Here is a 20,365-nt window from a genome sequence, read left to right on the forward strand (position 1 = left end):
TGTGGTTGATCGAGGCTGCCGCGGCGCGGCGTGTAAGGGGCGCGCTGCCGCGCGTGCCGTCGCTGCGCCGGCACACGGGAGATCTGCTCAGCGGGTGGCCCGCTCAGTCGAGCTGCGTGATCAGCCCGTCCCGGATGGTGACCCGCCGATCCATGCGGGCGGCCAATTCCAGGTTGTGGGTCGCGACCAGGGCGGCGAGCCCCGAGGCGCGGACCAGGGCCATCAGGATCGAGAAGACGTGGCCCGCCGTCCCGGGATCGAGGTTGCCGGTCGGCTCGTCGGCGAGCAGCAGCCGCGGGCCGTTGGCCACCGCCCGGGCGATGGCGACGCGCTGCTGCTCACCTCCCGACAGCTCCGCCGGGCGGTGCGGCAGCCGCTCCTTGAGGCCGAGGAAGCTCAGAAGTTCCGTGGCGCGGGCCTTCGCCTCCGGGGCCTTCAGGCCGCGGATGAGCTGGGGCATCACCACGTTCTCCAGCGCCGAGAACTCCGGCAGCAGGTGGTGGAACTGGTAGACGAAACCCATCTCCTCGCGCCGCAGGCGCGTGCGCTCGGAATCCGCCATCGCGGCCGTGGGCTGACCGCCGATATAGATCTCGCCCCCGTCCGGCCGCTCCAAGAGGCCGGCGAGGTGCAGCAGGGTCGACTTGCCGGCTCCCGACGGCGCCACCAGCGCGACCAACTCCCCCGGCCAGATCGCGAGGTCGGCCCCGCGCAGGATCTCGAGGGCACCCTCGGCCTGAGCGTAGCGCCGCTCGACGCGGGAGAAGAACAGCGCCGGCACCGGCTGGTCGCCGGCGGTCTGGCTCGAATCGCTCATCGGATGCGGCCCGTCAGCCGTAGCGGAGGGCCTGCACCGGATCGAGCCGGGCGGCGCGCCAGGAGGGATACAGCGTCGCCGCGAGCGACAGCAGCAGGGAGGTGATCACCACGGCGGTGATCTCCTTCGGGTTCATCTGGGCCGGGATCTCGGCGAGGAACCGCACCGTCGGGTCCCATGCGCCCGGAAACAGCACGTGCTGGATCGGCTTGATGTTCAGCGTGATCAGGATGCCGAGGCCGAGCCCGCTGAGCGTCCCGACGACGCCGATCAGCGCGCCGTTGATCAGGAACACCCGCATGATCGTGCCCGGCGTCGCCCCCATGGTGCGCAGGATCGCGATGTCGCTCGACTTGTCGCGCACCAGCAGGATCAGGCCGGAGACGATGTTGAGGGTCGCCACCACGACGATCAGGCTGAGGATCAGGAACATGACGTTCCGCTCGACCTCCAGGGCCCCGAAGAAGGTCCGGTTGCGCTGGCGCCAGTCGGTGAGCAGGATCGGGCGCTCGGCCGCCATCTCCAGGGGCTCGCGCATGTCGCCGACATGGTCGGGATCGTCGACGTAGATCTCGATCATGCTCACGTCGCCGTCCTTGTTGAAGAACGCCTGGGCCTCGGCGAGCGGCATGAACACGAAGGTCTGGTCGAACTCGGTCATGCCGACCTCGAACACCGCCTTGACCGTGTAGCTCTTGGTGCGCGGCGCCGTCCCGAAGGGCGTCGACGAGCCCTTGGGCGTGACCAGCGTGATCGTGTCGCCGGCCTGCAGGCCCAGCGTGTCGGCGAGCCGCCGCCCGATCAGCACGCCGGTGCCGTCGTCGAAACCTTCGAGGGTGCCGCCGCGGATCGCCGAGGACACGGCCGCCAGCGCGTCGAGGTCGGCCGCCCGTACGCCGCGGATGATGACCCCCGAGCCGCCGTACTGCGACGAGGCGAAGGCCTGGCCCTCGACCAGCGGCACCGCGGCGCGCACGCCCGCCACCTTCGACAGGCGCTCCGACAGGTCGGTCCAGTCGTTGAACGGCCGGTCGATGGGCGTCGCGAACAGGTGGCCGTTGATGCCGACGATCTTCGACAGCAGCTCGGCGCGGAAGCCGTTCATCACCGACAGGACGATGATCAGCGTGGCGACGCCGAGCGCGATGCCGAGCACCGAGAAGAACGCCACCACCGAGACGCCGCCGCCCCGGCGCCGGGCGCGCAGGTAGCGGCCGGCGAGGATCCACTCGAACGGCGCGAAGGGCGCGGTGCCCTGGCGGAACGAGGCCGCGAACGAGGCCGCGAAGGTCCGAACCCGGTCCAGCTTCGCTGAGGCGGCCATCGGCACGCCTCAGACGCGCCGGATGCGTGCCAGCAGATCGACGGTCGCGAGGCTCTCGCGCTCGCCGCCGGCACGCCGCTTCAGCTCGACCTTGCCCTCCGCCAGGCCCTTGGGCCCGACGATCACCTGCCAGGGCAAGCCGATCAGGTCGGCGGTGGCGAACTTAGCGCCGGGGCGCTCGTCGCGGTCGTCGTAGAGCACCGACAGGCCGGCGGTCTCGAGGTCGGACTGGATCTGCGCGCAGGCGGCGTCGGTGGCCGCGTCCCCGACCTTGAGGTTGATCAGGGCGACGTCGAACGGCGCGACCGAGTCCGGCCAGATGATCCCGGCCTCGTCGTGGCTGGCCTCGACGATGGCGGCGACCAAGCGGCTCGGCCCGATGCCGTAGGAGCCCATATGGACCGGCCGCTCGATCCCGTCCGGACCGGCGACCTTGGCGCCCATCGGCTCGGAATACTTGGTGCCGAAGTAGAAGATGTGCCCGACCTCGATGCCGCGGGCCGCCATGCGGTTGTCCTCCGGGACCTCCGCGAAGGCCGCGGGCTCGTGCATCTCCTCGGTCGCCGCGTAGTGCGAGGTCCAGGCATCGACGATGCCCTGGAGGGCGGCGACGTCGTCGAAATCGACGGTCGCCGGCGGGATGTCGAAGTCGAGATAGGCCCTGTCGCAGAAGACCTCGCTCTCGCCGGTCTTGGCCAGGATGATGAACTCGTGGGACAGGTCGCCGCCGATCGGGCCGGTATCGGCGCGCATCGGGATCGCCTTCAGGCCGAGGCCCGCGAAGGTCCGCAGGTACGCCACGAACATCCGGTTGTAGGCGTGGCGCGCGCCGGCCTGGTCGAAATCGAACGAGTAGGCGTCCTTCATCAGGAACTCGCGGGAGCGCATCGTGCCGAAGCGCGGCCGCACCTCGTCGCGGAACTTCCACGAGATCTGGTAGAGGTTCTTGGGCAGGTCCTTGTAGGAGCGCACGCTCGCCCGGAAGATCTCGGTGACCATCTCCTCGGCGGTGGGGCCGTAGAGCATCTCGCGGTCGTGCCGGTCCTTCAGGCGCAGCATCTCCTTGCCGTAGGCGTCGTAGCGGCCGGATTCCCGCCACAGCTCGGCGGACTGCACCGTCGGCATCAGGATCTCGACGGCGCCGGACCGGTCCTGCTCCCGCCGGATCACCGCGCAGACGCGCTCCAGCACCCGTAGGCCCAGCGGCAACCAGGCGTAGATGCCGGCGGCTTCCTGGCGGACCAGGCCGGCGCGCAGCATCAGCCGGTGCGAGACGATCTCGGCTTCCTTGGGCGTCTCGCGCAAGGTCGGCATGAAATAGCGGGAGAGACGCATGTCGTCAGAGTCTTGGAAGAGGATCGGCCGGGAGGAGCCGCGGCGCGCCGGCACACAACACGCCGGAGACGCAAATTACAAGCACTGCGCGACCACGGCGGGGCGTAATCGCGGCGAACCGGAGGCGGCGGCCCGGCCGCGCTGAGGCCGCTGCCTAGGCGGAAAGCGGTATGCCCATTTGCCGGCAAGAAAGCGCAGATTTTTCTCGCAGACCCGGTGACAACACGAATTGTTGTTCCTATAAGCGTCCGGCGATGTTTGCGACGCCCGGAAGAGGTGGCGCAAGGTCCGAGTCTCGGGAGGAAAAGCGACCGCCCCGCAGCCAATGCGAGGGATATTTCAAGGTCGAGCCAGTAAAGCTTGAAAGCAAGGCCTCGGGCCTTGCTTTTTTTATTCTTGGGTCCGGTCGGCGCGGCCGTGTCGGACCACCGGGAGGGCCCGCGCCCATCTGGTTTCCCGGGCCGTGACCCGACGCGGGGCGTCTCCCGGATCGCCGCTCAGAGCCGTCCTAAAGTCCGGTCAGCGGGAACACCGCCAGGGCGATCAGGAAGGCGGCGCCCGCGACCAGCGTCGTCCAGATCGCCTTCTCGCGCAGTCGCGGCGCCGCCGGCGCGCCGGGATCCTGGCCCGGAACCACGTGGCTGGGCCGCGTCTCCGGCTGGTTCCGCAGGGGCAGGACCGCGAAGAGCAGCGTCCACCAGACCACGAAGTAGAGGGCGATCGCCCCGCCCACCGTCAGCTTGAACAGGCTCACCGCCGCCGCCACGAAGGCGGCGATCAGGACGGTGATCGCCGCCAGGGTCACCGGCGTCGAGCGGGCCAGCGTGTTCATCATCCGGCTCACACCTGCTCCAGCTCGACCAGGGTGCCGAGGAAGTCCTTGGGGTGAAGGAACAGGACCGGCTTGCCGTGCGCGCCGATCCGCGGCTCGCCGGTGCCTAGCACCCGGGCGCCCTGCGCCTTGAGCTGGTCGCGCGCGGCCAGGATGTCGTCGACCTCGTAGCAGACGTGGTGGATGCCGCCGCCCGGATTGCGGGCCACGAAGGACTCGATCGGCGAGCCCTCGCCCAGGGGCGACATCAGCTCGATCTTGCTGTTCGGCAGCTCGACGAACACGACGGTGACGCCGTGCTCGGGCTGCGGCAGGGGCGCGGTGATCGTCGCGCCCAGCGTGTCGCGGTAGACCGCGCAGGCGGCGTCGAGATCCTGCACGGCGATGGCCACGTGGTTGAGACGGCCGATCATGATGTTTCCTCCCCGGCGTTCTGGCCCCCTGTCCGGGAGCTTCGTTCGTTCGCGGGGAAGGCTCCGCCCGTACGCGCGGACGCGACCGGCCCCCTCTCCCGTGCGGCAGAGGGTTGGGGTGAGGGACGAGCCCTCTCCGGCAGAACCTGTCCCCCTCACCCTGTCCCTCTCCCGTGCGCGAGAGGGAACCCGGGTCCTGTCCGGCAGCCGATCGGATGATCGGCTGCTTCGGCTCCGTCTAGATTACAGCCAACCGCTATCGGCAGCCAGCTTCACACCTCCACCACCTGCACGTGGCAGGCCGGCTTCTTGCCCCATACCTCGTTGACCGCGGTGCGCACCGCCCGGTCGACCGTCTTCTCGACGCTCTCCGAGTCCTTGAGCTTGCCCCGCGACATCCCCGACAGGGTGCGGGAGACCGCGTCCACCACGGTCTCGATCAGCGGCTCGCCGGACCGGCCGCGGTTCGGCAGGCCGATGATGTCCACCGCCGGCTCGCCGAGCACGACGCCGTCCTCGTCGATAGCGATCGCCACCGAGACCAGGCCGGCCTGCATCAGCTTGCGCCGCTCCGGGATCGCCCGGTCCTTCTCGTCGATCAGGACGTCGCCGTCCTTGAACAGGCGGCCGGCCTTCACGTGGTCGATCACCTCGGGCTTGCCGGGGCTCAGGCGGATCAGGCTGCCGTTGCGGGCCTTGACCACGTTCTGCACGCCCTGCGCCCGCGCGAAGCGGGCGTGCTCGTCGAGGTGCAGGGCCTCGCCGTGGACCGGGATCGCGGTGCCCGGGCGGGTCCACCGGTACATCTCGACCATCTCGTCCCGGCGCGGGTGGCCGGAGACGTGGACGAGGTCGGTGCGGTCGGTGATCACCTCGACGCCCTGCTCGATCAGGTCGTTGATGATCGAGCCGACATCGCGCTCGTTGCCCGGGATGGCGCGCGAGGAGAAGATCACCTGGTCACCGGCGGTGAGGCTGATATCCGGGTGGTCGCGGCGGGAGACGCGGGCGAGCGCCGCCCGCGGCTCGCCCTGTGAGCCGGTGAGCAGCGCGACGACGCGCTCCCGCGGCAGGCTCTTCCACGAATCGGAGCGGCGGAACTCGGGCAGGCCGTCGAGGTAGCCGCACTCGCGGGCCACGTCGATCACCCGGTCCATGGCGCGGCCGACCGCGATGACCTCGCGCCCGCAGGCGGCGGCGGCCTCGGCGACCGCGCGGATGCGCGCCACGTTGGACGCGAAGGTCGTCACGGCGACCCGGTGCGGCGCGTCCGCGATCAGCGTCTTCAGCGTCTCGGCGACGGTCTTCTCGCTCGGCGAGAAGCCCTCGCGCACGACGTTGGTCGAGTCGCAGACGATGGCGAGGACGCCCTCGTCCCCGAGCGCCGTGAACGCCTCCGGCGACGTCACCGAGCCGGCCACCGGGGTCGGGTCGATCTTCCAGTCGCCGGTGTGGAGGACGAGGCCCGCCGCGGTGCGGATGGCGATGGCGTTCGATTCCGGGATGGAGTGCGAGACCGGCACGTACTCGAGCTCGAACGGCCCGACGGTCACGCGCCGGCCGGGCTTCACCTCGCGCAATTCGACCTTCGGGGCGCCGGGCTCGGACAGGCGCCGGGTCTCCAGCAGGTTCTTGGCGAAACGGGTCGCGTAGACCGGCGCCTTGAGCCGGGGCCACAGCTCCGAGATCGCCCCGATATGGTCCTCGTGCGCGTGGGTGATGAAGATCCCCAGCAGGTCCTTGCGCCGCTCCTCGATGAAGGAGAGGTCGGGGAACATCAGGTCGACGCCCGGCATCTGCTCCTCGCCGGCGAAGCCCATGCCGCAATCGACCATGATCCACTTCCGGCCCTTCTCCGGGCCGAACCCGTAGAGCGCCGCGTTCATTCCGATCTCGCCCACGCCGCCGAGCGGCAGGAAGACCAGCTCCTCCTGTCCCTTAACCATCTGTCGTCGTCCAAACTCAGGCCGCCGTCGCGGCCGATCCGAAATGCACCTCGCCCGCCGTCACGGTATGCCGGTTCCCGTCGGGGGCGAGGATCACGAGCCGCCCCCCCTCGTCGATCGTCTCGAACACGCCCCGCAGGATGTGACCGCCGCTGTGCACCGCGATCTCCGATCCGAGACCCGCGGCCCGCGCGAGCCAGGCCGCGCGCAGGTCAGCGAAATTCCGTCCCCGGTCCCAGGCGCGCGCCCGCGCGGCCACCCGGTCCGAGAGATGTTCCAGTAGCGCCTCGGCGCCGCACGCGTAACCCGCCGCCGCCAGGCTCGCGGCCCCGAGGCCCTCCGGCGCCGCCGCGACGTTCACGCCGAAGCCGATGACCGCGGCGCGCCGCCCGCCCGGGAGCGTCTCCGCCTCCAGGAGCAGGCCGGCGAGCTTCGCCCCGCCGAGCAGCACGTCGTTCGGCCATTTGAGCTGAAAAGATCGGGCCCCGGCGCCGGATCCGGTATCCGGCAGGGTGCCGCAGGCCGCCTCCATCGCCTCGATCAGGGCGAGGCCGGCCACGAAGCCCAACTCGGCGAGGTGGTCCGGCGCGACCCCGGCGACCGGCCAGAGCACGCTCGCCGCGAGGTTGCCGGGGAGCGAGGACCAGCTGTTGCCCCGCCGACCGCGGCCCGCCTCCTGGCGGTGCGTCACCACCCAGAGCGGGCCTGTCTCGCCGGCGCGCGCGCGCGCCACGGCCTCCGTGTTGGTGGAGCCGAGGGTGTCGTGGACGTGCAGGCGGTGGCCCTCGGCGCGCGCCGAGGGCCCGAGTCGGTAGGTCAAGGCCGTCCTAGAACAGCGACTTCGCGGCCCGGCCGGCGGCGCCGACCAGCGGCCCGGGCAGCAGGAAGAACAGCACCACCACGACGCTCGACAGGGCGAGCACGATGCGCAGGCCCGGGGCCATCGCCTCGTACGGCTCCTTCGGCTCGTCGAAGTACATGATCCGCACGACGCGCAGGTAGTAGTAGGCGCCCACCACGCTGGTCACCACGCCGATCACCGCCAGCGTCACGAGACCCGCCTTGATGGCGGCGGCGAAGACGTAGAACTTCGCGAAGAACCCGGCGAGCGGCGGGATGCCGGCCAGCGAGAACATCATCGCGGCGAGGCAGAAGGCGAGCCACGGATGGGTCCGCGACAGGCCCGACAGGTCCTCGATCTTCTCGAACATCACGTCCCGGCGCCGGAGCGACAGGATGATCGCGAAGGTGCCGAGCGTCATCGCGAGGTAGATGATCATGTAGGTGACGAGCCCGCTGATCCCCTCCTCCGAGCCGGAGGCCAGGCCGATCAGCGCGTAGCCGATATTGCCGATCGACGAGTAGGCCATCAGGCGCTTGATCGAGGTCTGCCCGATCGCCGCGAACGAGCCGAGCGCCATCGACGCGATCGAGACGAAGATGAAGATCTGCTGCCAGATCGCCGTCACGTCCGGCATCGCGCCGATGAACACCCGCACGGTCATCGCCACGGCGGCCATCTTGGGCGCCGAGGCGAAGAAGGCCGTCACCGGGGTCGGCGAGCCCTCGTAGACGTCGGGCGTCCACATGTGGAACGGCACGGCCGCCAGCTTGAAGCACACGCCGGCCGCCAGGAACACGATGCCCAGCACGATGCCGAACCCGGCATTCTCGTTGAGCGCCGAGACGATGCCGGGGAACGAGACGGTGCCGGTGAAGCCGTAGACCAGCGAGGCGCCGTAGAGCAGCATGCCGGAGGAGAGCGCGCCGAGCACGAAGTACTTGAGGCCGGCCTCGGTGGACTTCACGTCGTCGCGGTGGAAGGCGGCGATCACGTAGGCGGCGAGCGACTGCAGCTCCAGGCCCAGGTAGAGCGCGATCAGGTCGTTGGCCGAGACCATGACCATCATGCCGATGGTGCAGAGCACGATCAGGACCGGGAACTCGAACCGGTCGATGCGCTCGCGCTTGAAGAAGTCGTGCGCCAGCAGGATCGTCGCCGCGGATCCGAGCAGCACCAGCGACTTCATCACCTTGGCGAAGGAATCGGACACGAACGCGCCCGACAGGGTCGTGACCCGGCCGTGCACCGGCTGCGAGATCACCACCGACAGGGCGACGAGGAGCAGGGCGAGGGCGCCGATGCTCACGGTCTCGGCGGAGCGGTCGCCGCGCCACGCGCCGTAGAGGATCAGGCCCATGACGCCGACGCCGAGGATCAGCTCGGGCATGAGCGGCGCCAGCGAGGGCAGGACGGAGTGGACGGTTGTCATGGTGTCCGCCTCAGCGCGGGATCGGCAGCGCCGCGGCGGCCGTCTGGGTGTTCGAGAGCGCGGTCTTGATGCTCGCCATCAGCGCGTCGGTCGAGGGCGCGAACACGTCGAGCACGGGGGCCGGGTGAACGCCGTAGTAGATCGTCAGGACGACCAGCGGCGCCAGGATGATCTTCTCGCGGGTGTCGAGATCCAGGATGCCCTGGAGATTCGGCTTCTCCAGCTTCCCGTAGATCACCCGGGCGTAGAGCCACAGGGCGTAGGCCGCCGACAGGATGATGCCGAAGGTCGAGAAGAACGCCACGTTCGGGTTCGCCTTGAAGGCGCCGAGCATGGCCAGGAACTCGCCGACGAAGCCCGAGGTGCCCGGCAGGCCGACATTGGCCATCGTGAACACCATCATGGCCACGGCGTAGAGCGGCATCCGCTTCACGAGGCCGCCATAGGCCGAGATCTCGCGGGTGTGCATCCGGTCGTAGACGACGCCGACGCAGAGGAAGAGCGCCCCCGACACGATGCCGTGGGAGATCATCAGGAACAGCGCGCCCTGGATGCCCTGCTCGTTCAGGGTGAACAAGCCCAACGTCACGAAGCCCATATGGGCCACCGACGAGTAGGCGATCAGCTTCTTGATGTCGGTCTGCATCATCGCGGTGAGCGACGTGAATATGATCGCGATCACCGACAGCGCGAACACGAAGGGCGCGAAGTCGTGGCTCGCCACCGGCAGCATCGGCAGCGAGATCCGGATGAAGCCGTAGCCGCCCATCTTCAGGAGGATGCCCGCCAGGATCACCGAGCCGGCGGTGGGCGCCTCCACGTGGGCGTCGGGCAGCCAAGTGTGGACCGGCCACATCGGCATCTTCACCGCGAAGGAGGCGAAGAAGGCGAGCCACAGCCAAGTCTGCATCTGCACCGGGAAGCGGTACTGCAGCAGGGTCGGGATGTCGGTGGTGCCGGCCTGCCAGTACATCGCCATCACGGCGAGCAGCATCAGCACCGAGCCGAGCAGGGTGTAGAGGAAGAACTTGAAGCTGGCGTAGACCCGGCGCGCGCCGCCCCAGATGCCGATGATCAGGAACATCGGGATCAGGCCGGCCTCGAAGAACAGGTAGAACAGCACCAGGTCGAGGGCGGCGAAGACGCCGATCATCGTCGTCTCGAGGACGAGGAAGGCGACGAAGTACTCCTTCACGCGGAAGTGGATCGAGTGCCACGAGGCGCCGATGCAGAACGGCATCAGGAACGTGGTCAGCAGGATCAGCGGCATCGAGAAGCCGTCGACGCCGAGCTTGAACCGGATCGTCTCGGTGAGCCACGCGTGGCTCTCCACGAGCTGGAAGCTCGACGAGGCGGTGTCGTAGCGGCTCCACGCCACCAGGGAGAGCAGGAAGGTGACGATCGTGGTGGCGAGCGCGGCCCAGCGGCTGTTGCGCGCGACCGACTCCTCGTCGCCGTTCAGCGTGAGGATGAAGGCCGCGCCGCAGAGCGGCACGATCAGCAGGCCGGAGAGGATGCCGAGGCCGAGCATGTCAGTGTGCACCCTTGGGCAGGCCGGACATCAGGTACCAGCTGATCAGGCCGGCGACGCCGATGAGCATGACGAAGGCGTAGTGGTAGACGTAGCCGGTCTGGAGACGGACGACGCCGCGGGTCACGTCCACGACGCGCGCCGCGATCCCGTTCGGACCGAGGCCGTCGATGATCCGGCCGTCGCCCTGCTTCCAGAGGAACAGGCCGAAATCCTTGGCCGGGCGGACGAAGATCCGGTCGTAGATCTCGTCGAAGTACCACTTGTTGAGCAGGAACCGGTACAGCGACGGCTGCTGCGCGGCGAGCGCGCCCGGCAGTTCCGGCCGGCGGATGTACATCCAGTAGGCCACGACGAAGCCGAGGATCAGCATGATCAGCGGCGAGTACGAGACCAGCGCCGGGACGTCGTGGATCTCGTGCATGATGTGGTTGTTCGGGCCGTGCGCCAGGGCGTGACCCCAGAACGCCTCCATCCCCTCGCCGATGAAGCGGTTGTGGAAGATGATCCCGGCGAATAGCGCGCCGAAGGCGAGCACCGCGAGCGGGATCGTCATCACCAGCGGGCTCTCGTGGGGCGTGTGGTCGCCGTGGTGGCCGTGCCCGTGGTGGTCGTCGGCGACGAGGTCGCTCTTGTGGGCCGGCTCGATGTCGTGGCCCTTGTCGTCGTGGGCGACGCCCTCGGTGTGCCCGGGCGCGCCGTCGGCCTCGTGTGCCATGGTCGCGTGGGCCGTAGTCGCGTGGGCGACCGCGGGCGCGTGGTGCTGATCGTGGGCGGCGTGGGCGCCCCAGCGGGCCGGGCCCTCGAAGGTCATGAAGAATAGGCGCCAGGAGTAGAACGAGGTGAAGAACGCCGCCACCACGGTGCACAGGAAGGCGAGCGTGTGCCCGGGGCGGGTCGAGGCGTAGGCCGCCTCGATGATCGCGTCCTTCGAGTAGTAGCCGGCGGTGTAAGGGAAGCCGATCAGCGCGAGCGAACCGATCGCCATCATGGCGCTGGTGTAGGGGATGTAGCGGCGCAGGCCGCCCATGTTCCGCATGTCCTGCTCGTGGTGCATCGCGTGGATGACCGAGCCGGCGCCGAGGAACAGCAGCGCCTTGAAGAAGGCGTGGGTGAACAGGTGGAACACGCCGGCCGCGTAGGCGCCGACGCCGAGCGCCACGAACATGTAGCCGAGCTGCGAGCAGGTCGAGTAGGCGATCACCCGCTTGATGTCGTTCTGCACGAGGCCGATCGTGGCCGCGAACAGGGACGTGATGCCGCCGATCACCGTCACGACGATCAGCGCGTTGGGAGCCTCCTCGAAGAGCGGCGACAGGCGGGCGACCATGAACACGCCGGCGGTGACCATCGTGGCGGCGTGGATCAGCGCCGAGACCGGGGTCGGGCCCTCCATGGCGTCGGGCAGCCACGTGTGCAGCAGGAACTGCGCCGACTTGCCCATGGCGCCCATGAACAGCAGCAGGCAGGCCAGCGTCAGGGCGTTCCAGTCGTAGCCGAGGAGGTGGAAGCTGAGCGTCTTGATCGCGTCGACCTTGCCGAAGACGGCGTCGAACGCCACCGAACCGGTCAGCACGAAGACCAGGAAGATGCCGAGCGAGAAGCCGAAATCGCCGACGCGGTTGACGATGAACGCCTTCATGGCGGCGGCGTTGGCCGAGGGCTTCTCGTACCAGAAGCCGATCAGCAGGTACGAGGCGAGGCCCACGCCTTCCCAGCCGAAGAACATCTGGACGAGGTTGTCGGCCGTCACCAGCATCAGCATGGCGAAGGTGAACAGCGACAGGTAGGCGAAGAAGCGCGGCCGGTGCGGATCCTCCTCCATGTAGCCCACGGAGTAGAGGTGCACGAGGGTCGAGACGGTGGTCACGACGACCAGCATCACCCGGGTCAGGGTGTCGACCTTGAAGGCCCAGTCGACCTGGAGGTCGCCGGCCGCGAACCAGGACGCCACCTGCACGCGCTCGGCCGGCCCGCCGTCGATGAACACGCCCCAGGCGATCAGCGCCGTGAAGGCGAGGAAGGACGTGGTGATGTACTCACAGGCCCGCGCCCCGATGTACCGGCCGAACAGGCCGGCGATCAGGAAGCCGATGAGCGGGAAGAAGACGATCGCGTGATACATCGCTCTCTTGCAGTCCGTCCTCCGGGCCGGCCGCGAAGCGGCGGCGTCCGGATGTCACTCGGGGCGCGCGAAGGGGAAGGCCCTAGCCCTTCATCATGCTGACGTCTTCCACCGCGATCGAGCCGCGGTTGCGGAAGAACACCACCAGGATGGCGAGGCCGATCGCCGATTCGGCGGCCGCCACGGTCAGCACGAACAGGGCGAAGACCTGTCCGGTGATGTCGTTCAGCTGCGTCGAGAAGGCGACGAGGTTGATGTTGACCGAGAGCAGGATCAGCTCGACCGACATCAGGATGACGATGATGTTCTTGCGGTTGATGAAGATGCCGAGCACGCCGAGCGTGAACAGGATCGCCGCGACGGTGAGGTAGTGGCTCAGGCCGATCATCGTTCGATTCCTCCGGCTCTCATCAGCGCGCGCATCAGACCTCGACACCTTGGCGCGAGGGGACCTTGCGGGTCTCGACCGCCATGGCCTGGGTGCGGGCGTTCTGGACCGCGATGTTCTGGCGCTTGACGCCCGGCCGGTCGCGCAGCGTCAGCACGATGGCGCCGATCATGGCGACCAGCAGGATCAGGCCGGCGAGCTGGAAGAAGTAGGCGTAGTCCGTGTAGATCACGCGGCCCAGCGCCTGGGCGTTGGTGAGGTTCTCGGCCGAGGCGACGTTGCCGAGCGGGGCCTGGACGAGGCCCGGGTCGATGCTCCACGAGCCGACGACCAGCAGGATCTCGACCAGGAAGACCGCGCCGATCAGGGCGCCGATCGGGAGATACTGCTGGAAGCCCTGGCGCAGCTCGGCGAAATCGACGTCGAGCATCATCACCACGAACAGGAACAGCACCGCGACCGCGCCGACGTAGACGACCACGAGGATCATCGCGAGGAACTCGGCGCCCATCAGGACGAACAGTCCGGCGGCGTTCACGAAGGCGAGGATCAGGAACAGCACCGAGGCGACGGGATTGCGCGAGGCGATCACCATGAAGCCCGACGCGACCGTGATGCTCGCGAACAGATAGAAGAAGGCGGCTGCTGCGGTCATGCGCTGATCGGGATCGGCCGCCGGAGCGGCCCCTTCTGCCGTGCGTGGAGACGGTCCGCGGCGGGCGGCCCGTCTATAGAACCCGGTCGACGGGGGCACAACAGCGCCCCCGGCATGGCTCTAGAGCATCCCACCGGAACCGGGAACCGGTGCGATGCTCTAGAGCCTTGTTTCCGCGTCATCTTCTGCCGGGCACCGGCGACCGGTGTCCGGGACGATGGCTCAGCGATACGGCGCGTCCATCGCGATGTTGCGGGCGATCTCGCGCTCCCAGCGGTCACCGTTCAGCAGGAGCTTCTGCTTGTCGTAGAGGAGCTCCTCGCGGGTCTCCACCGAGAACTCGAAGTTCGGCCCTTCCACGATGGCGTCCACCGGGCAGGCCTCCTGGCACATGCCGCAGTAGATGCACTTCACCATGTCGATGTCGTAGCGCGTCGTGCGGCGGGTGCCGTCGTTGCGCCGGGGGCCCGCCTCGATGGTGATCGCCTGCGCCGGGCAGATCGCCTCGCAGAGCTTGCACGCGATGCAGCGCTCCTCGCCATTCGGGTAGCGGCGCAGCGCGTGCTCGCCCCGGAAGCGCGGACCGCGATGGCCCATCTCGAAGGGGTAGTTGATCGTGGCCTTCGGCTTGAAGAAGTAGCGCATGCCGAGGATCATCCCGGACACGAACTCCTTCAGGAGAAGGCTCTTGGCGACCTGATCGAGCTTCATGCCCGGATCTCCGATGCGAAGGGGGGCTCAGGCGCCCGGCGCGAGGCCGGTCAGCTTGAGCACGAAGGCGACGACGACGACCGAGATCAGGGAGATCGGCAGGAAGACCTTCCAGCCGAGGCGCATGAGCTGGTCGTAGCGGTAGCGGGGCACGATGGACTTCACCATCGCGAACAGGAAGAACAGGAAGCTGGCCTTCAGGGTGAACCAGATCACGCCCGGCACCCAGGTGAAGGGCGCGAACGGGATCGGGGACAGCCAGCCGCCCAGGAACAGGATGGTCCCGAGGGCGCACATGCTCATGATGGCGACGTACTCGCCGAGCATGAACAGCAGGTACGGCGTCGAGGAGTACTCGACCATGTAGCCGGCCACGAGCTCCGACTCCGCCTCCGGCAGGTCGAAGGGCGGGCGGTTGGTCTCGGCGAGCGCCGAGACGAAGAACACCACGAACATCGGGAACAGCCACAGCCAGTACCAGCCAAACAGGCCGAGGCTGGTGTCCTGCGCCATCACGATGCGCGAGAGGTTGAGCGAGCCGGCGCAGAGCAGCACGCAGATGATCACGAAGCCGAGCGAGACCTCGTAGGAGATCATCTGGGCCGCCGAGCGCAGGGCGCCGAGGAAGGCGTATTTCGAGTTCGACGCCCATCCGCCCATGATGACGCCGTACACGCCGAGCGACGAGATCGCGAAGATGTAGGTGATGCCGACGTTGATGTCGGCGATCGCCCAGCCGTCCGCGAGCGGGATCACCGCCCAGCTCGACAGGGCGAGCATCGCGAAGACCAGCGGCGCCAGCAGGTAGATCGCCTTGTTGGCGCCCGCCGGGATCACCGGCTCCTTGATCACGAACTTGATCAGGTCGGCGAAGGACTGGAACAGGCCGAACGGCCCGACCACGTTCGGGCCGCGCCGGAGCTGCACGGCAGCCCAGATCTTCCGGTCGGCGAGCAGCGCGTAGGCGATGAAGACGAGCAGTGCCGAGAGCAGCACGAAGCTCTTCAGCACGATCAGGAGCACGGTCCCGAGGATTTCGAGCGGCGTCATCGGTCTTGAGCTCCTACTCGGCCGCCGCGAGGGGCCGCGCCTCGGCGGCGCGCTCCCGGGCGAGGCGCGAGCACTCCGCGAGGATCCGCGAGGCGCGGGCGATCGGGTTGGTGAGGTAGAAGTCGGTCACGGGCGACGCGAAGGCCGGACCGGTCGCGGTGCCGCCGAGGCCGGCGAGCCGGTCGACCGCCTCGGTCACGTTGCCCGGCTCGACGGCGCCGACCGCCGCCAGATGCGGGTGGGCGGCGTAGAGCGCGCGGCGCAGCGCGGTCAGCGAGTCGAACGGCAGGCGCTTGCGCAGCACGTCCGAGAGCGCGCGCAGGATCGCCCAGTCCTCGCGGGCGTCGCCCGGCGGGAAGGCGGCGCGGTTGCCCATCTGGACCCGGCCCTCGGTGTTCACCCAGGTCGCCGACTTCTCGCTGTAGGCGGCCCCCGGCAGGATCACGTCGGCGCGGGCGGCGCCGCGGTCGCCGTGGCTGCCCTGGTAGACCACGAAGGCGCCCGGGGCGACGTCGCGCTCGTCGGCGCTGATGTTGAACAGGACGTCGAGCGCGCCCGGCTCCAGCATCTGCGCGAAGGTCAGGCCGCCCTCCCCCGGCACGAAGCCGAGATCGAGCGCGCCGACGCGGGCGGCGGCCGTGTGCAGCACGCCGAAGCCGTTCCCCTCGGCCGAGACCGCGCCGATCTCCTTGGCGAGCGTGGCCGCCGCGGCCAGCACAGCCGGCTCGGCGTTGGCGCCGACGATGACGAGCGGCGCCTTCGCCTCCTTGAGTACGTCGAGGAAGCTGTGCTCGCCGCGGGCGAGCGCCGCGAGCGAGTCGGGGCCGGCGCCGATGTAGTGGCTCGGGTAGGTCAGGTCGACCGGCTCGCCGATCACGCCCACCGCCAGCGGGGCCATGCGCCAGCGCTTGCGGATGCGGACGTTCAGCAGCGAGGCCTCGGTGCGCGGGTTGGCGCCGACGATCAGGATCGCGTCCGCCGCCTCGATGCCCGGGATGGTCGGGTTGAAGATGTAGGAGGCACGGCCGAGCGCCGGGTCGAGGCCGGCATCGGTCTGGCGGCAGTCGAGGTTCGGCGAGCCGAGGCTCCTGATCAGCTCGCGGAGCGCGAAGATCTCCTCGACGCCCGCGAGGTCGCCGACCACGGCGCCGACGCGCTTCGGATCCGCGCCCTTCACCTTGGCGGCGATGGCCTGGAAGGCCTCACCCCAGGAGGCGGGCCGCAGCCGGCCGTTCTCGCGCAGGTACGGCCGGTCGAGGCGCTGCATCCGCAGCCCGTCGATGTGGTAGCGGGTCTTGTCGGAGATCCACTCCTCGTTGATCTCCTCGCTGATCCGCGGCTCGATCTGCATGACCTCGCGGCCGCGTGTGTCGATGCGGATCGACGAGCCGACCGCGTCCATCACGTCGACCGACTCGGTCTTGTTCAGCTCCCACGGCCGGACGTTGTAGCTCTGCGGCCGGTGCACGAGGGCGCCCACCGGGCAGAGGTCGGCGACGTTGCCCTGGAGCTCCGAGGCCATCGACTGCTCGAGGTAGCTCGTGATCTCCATGTCCTCGCCGCGGCCGATGGCGCCGAGGTCGGGCACGCCCGCCACCTCGGCGAGGAAGCGCACGCAGCGGGTGCAGTGGATGCAGCGGTTCATCGCGGTCCGCACCAGCGGGCCGATATGCTTCTCCTCGACCGCCCGCTTGTTCTCCGTGTAGCGGGTCGAATCGACCCCGTAGGCCATGGCCTGGTCCTGCAGGTCGCAGTGGCCGCCCTGGTCGCAGATCGGGCAGTCGAGCGGGTGGTTGATGAGGAGGAACTCCATCACCCCCTCGCGGGCCTTCTTGGTGCCCTGCGAGCGCGTCAGCACCTCAGGCGGCTCGCCGTTCGGGCCGGGGCGGCAATCCTTCACCGCGTAGGCGCAAGAGGCCACCGGCTTCGGCGCGCCTTTCAGCTCGACGAGGCACATGCGGCAATTACCGGCGATCGACAGGCGCTCGTGGAAGCAGAAGCGCGGGATCTCGGCCCCCGCGGCCTCGCAGGCCTGGAGCAGCGTGTAATCGGCGGGGACGTCGACCTCGGTGCCGTCGACGAGGATTTTTGTCATCGGATCGTCTCGTAAACTGGCCCAAACGCGCGAGGCCGGATCCCACCCACGCCCTCATCCTGAGGTGCGAGGCGCAGCCGAGCCTCGAAGGAGATGTCCAGCCCGCCTCGCGATCTCTGGAAGACTCCTTCGAGGCCCGCTGACGCAGGCACCTCAGGATGAGGCTGTGGGTTGGACACCGGCATAGCGCCCTTACTCGGCGGCCATCGGCACAGGCTCGCTGTGCGGGTTGGCGGTGTAGCGGTCGATGCGCTTCTCGATCTCGGGGCGGAAGTGCCGGATCAGGCCCTGGATCGGCCAGGCCGCGGCGTCGCCCAGCGCGCAGATCGTGTGCCCCTCGATCTGCTTGGTGACCTCGAACAGCATGTCGATCTCGCGCTTCTGCGCGCGGCCCTCGGTCATGCGCTGCATGACGCGCCACATCCAGCCGGTGCCCTCGCGGCAGGGCGTGCACTGGCCGCAGGATTCGTGCTTGTAGAAGTACGAGATCCGGGTGATCGCCGCGACGATGTCGGTGGACTTGTCGAGCACGATCACCGCCGCGGTGCCGAGGCCGGAGCCCAGGTTGCGCAGGGTGTCGAAGTCCATCTTGGCGTCGACGATCTGCTCGGCCGGCACCAGCGGCACCGACGAGCCGCCCGGGATCGAGCACAGCAGGTTGTCCCAGCCGCCGCGCATGCCGCCGCAATGGCGGTCGATGAGCTCGCGGAAGGTGATGCCGAGCTCCTCCTCGACGTTGCACGGCTTGTTCACGTGCCCGGAGACGCAGAAGAGCTTGGTGCCGGTGTTGTTCTTGCCGCCGAGGCCGGCGAACCACGCGCCGCCCCGGCGCAGGATCGTGCCGGCGACCGCGATCGACTCGACGTTGTTCACGGTCGTGGGGCAGCCGTAGAGGCCCATATTGGCCGGGAACGGCGGCTTCAGCCGCGGCATGCCCTTCTTGCCCTCGAGGCTCTCGATGAGCGCCGTCTCCTCGCCGCAGATATAGGCGCCGGCGCCGTGGTGGACGTAGATGTCGAACGGGTAGTCGTGGACGTTCGACTGGCCGACGAGGCGGGCCGCGTAGGCCTCGTCCACGGCCTTCTGGAGGGCGTGCTTCTCGGCGACGTACTCGCCGCGGATGTAGATGTAGCAGGCATGCGCGTTCATCGCGAAGCAGGCCAGCATGCAGCCCTCGATCAGGAGATGCGGGTCGTGCCGCATGATCTCCCGGTCCTTGCAGGTGCCCGGCTCCGACTCGTCGGCGTTGACCACGAGGTAGTGCGGGCGCCCGTCGGACTTCTTGGGCATGAACGACCATTTGAGGCCGGTGGGGAACCCCGCGCCGCCGCGGCCGCGCAGGCCCGAGGCCTTCATCTCCTCGATGATCCAGTCGCGGCCCTGCTCCAGCAGGAACTTGGTCCCGTCCCACGCGCCGCGCTTCTTGGCGGCCTCCAGGCCCGGCGAGTGCAGGCCGTAGAGGTTGGTGAAGATGCGATCCTGATCCGACAGCATGTCAGGTCCTCACTGAGCCGGCGCCGACAGGGCCTTGGCCTGCCCCACCCAGTTCTCCCGGTCGATGCGACCCGGGAACGCGAGGTAGGTGCCGACCCAGGCGATCTCGTCGCGGGACCAGGCGGCGATCTGGTCGAAATGGTAGATGCCGAGCCCGTTCAGGCGCTGGCTGTTGCCCGGGCCGATGCCCTTGATGCGCGTCAGCTCGTCCGGCTTGCCGGCGCGGGCGGCCTCCAGCCCCGGCGGCCGCTTGCCCACGGCGTCGGCCTTCTGCTCGGGGCTCGCGTCCTTCGGCAGGGCCGCGAGCGCGCCGGCGATGCGCGCCTCCTCGGTCTCGGCCGCCACCTCGCCCTCGCTGGCGCCGGAGGCCTCCGGCTGCTGCGGGACGGCGTCGCGGTTCGGCACCGCCTGATGGCCCTGCTCGCCGGCGGCGGGCTCGCCCTCGGCGACGCGCTTGGCCGGCGTGTCGAGCACGTCCGCGTCGCCCGGCCGGGCGGCGCCGTGCTTGGCGGTGGAGCGGCCGCGCTCGGCCGCGTCGGCGCGATCCTCGGGCTTCACCGGGCTCTCGCCGTTGGCAGCGCGCTGGGCCGGGGCGTCGCTCACGGGACGCTCGACCGGGCGGCCGGCGTCGGGTCGGGCCGGCTTCGGATTCTCGGCGGCCTGCTGCGTGCTGGACGCGGCTTCACCGGTCTGGGCGGCCGGCTCCTCCGCCTTGCCGGCCTCCTCGAAGCGCTTGCGCCACGCGCCGACCCGCGAGCCGTCGAACAGCGTCGGGTCGGTGAGGGTGTTCACGGCGTCCTGGGGCTCGGACGAGACGCGCCCGGTCTGCGAGCCGACCTTCACGGGCCGGCCGGCGGCGAGGTCGTCCATCAGCTGGCCGAGGGACTCGGGCGTCAGGTCCTCGTAGTAGTCCTGGTTGATCTGCACCATCGGCGCGTTGCAGCAGGCGCCCAGGCACTCGACCTCGAGCCACGAGAAATTGCCATCGGCCGAGACGTGGCCGGCCGGGCCCAGACGGGCCTGGAGCATCTCCTTGAGGCCCCGCGCGCCGCAGGAATCGCACGGGACCGTGCCGCAGACCTGGATCCAGAAGCGGCCCACGGGCTCGAGGGCGAACATCGTGTAGAAGGTCGCGACCTCCAGCACGCGGATGTTCGGCATGCCGAGCTCGGCCGCCACCGCCTCGATGGCCGCCCGCGGCAGCCAGCCGCCGTTCTGCTCCTGCGCCCGCCACAGGAGCGAGATCACCGCCGAGGCCTGGCGGCCTTCGGGGTACTTGGCGATCTGGGTCTTGGCCCACTCGGCATTCTCGGGGGAGAACGCGAAGCTCTCGGGCTGCTCCGAGGCCGGGGCGAGTCTGCGGTTTGCCATCGCTT

17 protein-coding genes are annotated in these 20,365 nt (G+C 69.2%); all 17 read right to left on the reverse strand.

What is annotated here, in order from left to right; genetic code table 11:
- Nucleotides 1-103 precede the first annotated feature (103 nt).
- Nucleotides 104-817 carry an ABC transporter ATP-binding protein gene (locus tag BM314_RS05145; RefSeq protein ID WP_020092250.1) on the reverse strand — a complete coding sequence of 238 codons (714 nt, stop codon included), beginning with the start codon at nt 815-817 and terminating at the stop codon, nt 104-106.
- Between the two features lie 13 nt (nt 818-830).
- Nucleotides 831-2,141, reverse strand: coding sequence for a lipoprotein-releasing ABC transporter permease subunit (locus tag BM314_RS05150; protein ID WP_091680286.1), 1,311 nt, complete (start codon nt 2,139-2,141; stop codon nt 831-833).
- A 9-nt stretch (nt 2,142-2,150) separates the two neighbouring features.
- Nucleotides 2,151-3,476 (reverse strand): proline--tRNA ligase, encoded by a 1,326-nt coding sequence (gene proS / locus BM314_RS05155; RefSeq protein ID WP_091977234.1) that lies wholly within the window; start codon nt 3,474-3,476, stop codon nt 2,151-2,153.
- A gap of 508 nt (nt 3,477-3,984) precedes the next feature.
- Nucleotides 3,985-4,311, reverse strand: a complete 327-nt coding sequence (locus tag BM314_RS05160) for a DUF1467 family protein (RefSeq protein ID WP_091977366.1) — start codon at nt 4,309-4,311, stop codon at nt 3,985-3,987.
- Nucleotides 4,312-4,316: 5 nt separating this feature from the next.
- Nucleotides 4,317-4,721 (reverse strand): methylmalonyl-CoA epimerase, encoded by a 405-nt coding sequence (mce, locus tag BM314_RS05165; protein WP_020092246.1) that lies wholly within the window; start codon nt 4,719-4,721, stop codon nt 4,317-4,319.
- 272 nt (nt 4,722-4,993) lie between these two features.
- Complete coding sequence (locus tag BM314_RS05170) at nt 4,994-6,667, reverse strand: ribonuclease J (RefSeq protein WP_012319023.1); 1,674 nt, start codon at nt 6,665-6,667, stop codon at nt 4,994-4,996.
- Nucleotides 6,668-6,683: 16 nt separating this feature from the next.
- Nucleotides 6,684-7,487, reverse strand: a complete 804-nt coding sequence (locus tag BM314_RS05175) for a biotin--[acetyl-CoA-carboxylase] ligase (RefSeq protein ID WP_091977235.1) — start codon at nt 7,485-7,487, stop codon at nt 6,684-6,686.
- 7 nt (nt 7,488-7,494) lie between these two features.
- Nucleotides 7,495-8,940, reverse strand: coding sequence for an NADH-quinone oxidoreductase subunit NuoN (nuoN, locus tag BM314_RS05180; RefSeq protein ID WP_020092244.1), 1,446 nt, complete (start codon nt 8,938-8,940; stop codon nt 7,495-7,497).
- A 10-nt stretch (nt 8,941-8,950) separates the two neighbouring features.
- Nucleotides 8,951-10,471, reverse strand: coding sequence for an NADH-quinone oxidoreductase subunit M (locus tag BM314_RS05185; protein WP_020092243.1), 1,521 nt, complete (start codon nt 10,469-10,471; stop codon nt 8,951-8,953).
- A 1-nt stretch (nt 10,472) separates the two neighbouring features.
- Complete coding sequence (gene nuoL / locus BM314_RS05190) at nt 10,473-12,596, reverse strand: NADH-quinone oxidoreductase subunit L (RefSeq protein WP_091977237.1); 2,124 nt, start codon at nt 12,594-12,596, stop codon at nt 10,473-10,475.
- Nucleotides 12,597-12,678: 82 nt separating this feature from the next.
- Complete coding sequence (nuoK, locus tag BM314_RS05195) at nt 12,679-12,984, reverse strand: NADH-quinone oxidoreductase subunit NuoK (protein WP_010686008.1); 306 nt, start codon at nt 12,982-12,984, stop codon at nt 12,679-12,681.
- A 34-nt stretch (nt 12,985-13,018) separates the two neighbouring features.
- A complete protein-coding gene (locus BM314_RS05200; protein WP_091977239.1) occupies nt 13,019-13,639 on the reverse strand; it encodes an NADH-quinone oxidoreductase subunit J in 621 nt (206 codons plus the stop codon).
- A gap of 222 nt (nt 13,640-13,861) precedes the next feature.
- A complete protein-coding gene (gene nuoI, locus BM314_RS05205) occupies nt 13,862-14,350 on the reverse strand; it encodes an NADH-quinone oxidoreductase subunit NuoI (protein WP_007560744.1) in 489 nt (162 codons plus the stop codon).
- Between the two features lie 27 nt (nt 14,351-14,377).
- Nucleotides 14,378-15,400 carry an NADH-quinone oxidoreductase subunit NuoH gene (gene nuoH, locus BM314_RS05210; RefSeq protein WP_020092240.1) on the reverse strand — a complete coding sequence of 341 codons (1,023 nt, stop codon included), beginning with the start codon at nt 15,398-15,400 and terminating at the stop codon, nt 14,378-14,380.
- Nucleotides 15,401-15,413: 13 nt separating this feature from the next.
- Nucleotides 15,414-17,495 (reverse strand): NADH-quinone oxidoreductase subunit NuoG, encoded by a 2,082-nt coding sequence (nuoG, locus tag BM314_RS05215; protein ID WP_091977241.1) that lies wholly within the window; start codon nt 17,493-17,495, stop codon nt 15,414-15,416.
- A gap of 192 nt (nt 17,496-17,687) precedes the next feature.
- Nucleotides 17,688-18,989 (reverse strand): NADH-quinone oxidoreductase subunit NuoF, encoded by a 1,302-nt coding sequence (nuoF, locus tag BM314_RS05220; protein WP_012319032.1) that lies wholly within the window; start codon nt 18,987-18,989, stop codon nt 17,688-17,690.
- Nucleotides 18,990-18,998: 9 nt separating this feature from the next.
- The gene (gene nuoE, locus BM314_RS05225; RefSeq protein WP_056532541.1) at nt 18,999-20,360 is read right to left on the reverse strand and encodes an NADH-quinone oxidoreductase subunit NuoE; all 1,362 of its coding nucleotides are present in this window, start codon (nt 20,358-20,360) and stop codon (nt 18,999-19,001) included.
- Nucleotides 20,361-20,365 lie beyond the last annotated feature (5 nt).

This window comes from Methylobacterium sp. 13MFTsu3.1M2, assembly GCF_900112625.1.
GTDB lineage: Bacteria > Pseudomonadota > Alphaproteobacteria > Rhizobiales > Beijerinckiaceae > Methylobacterium.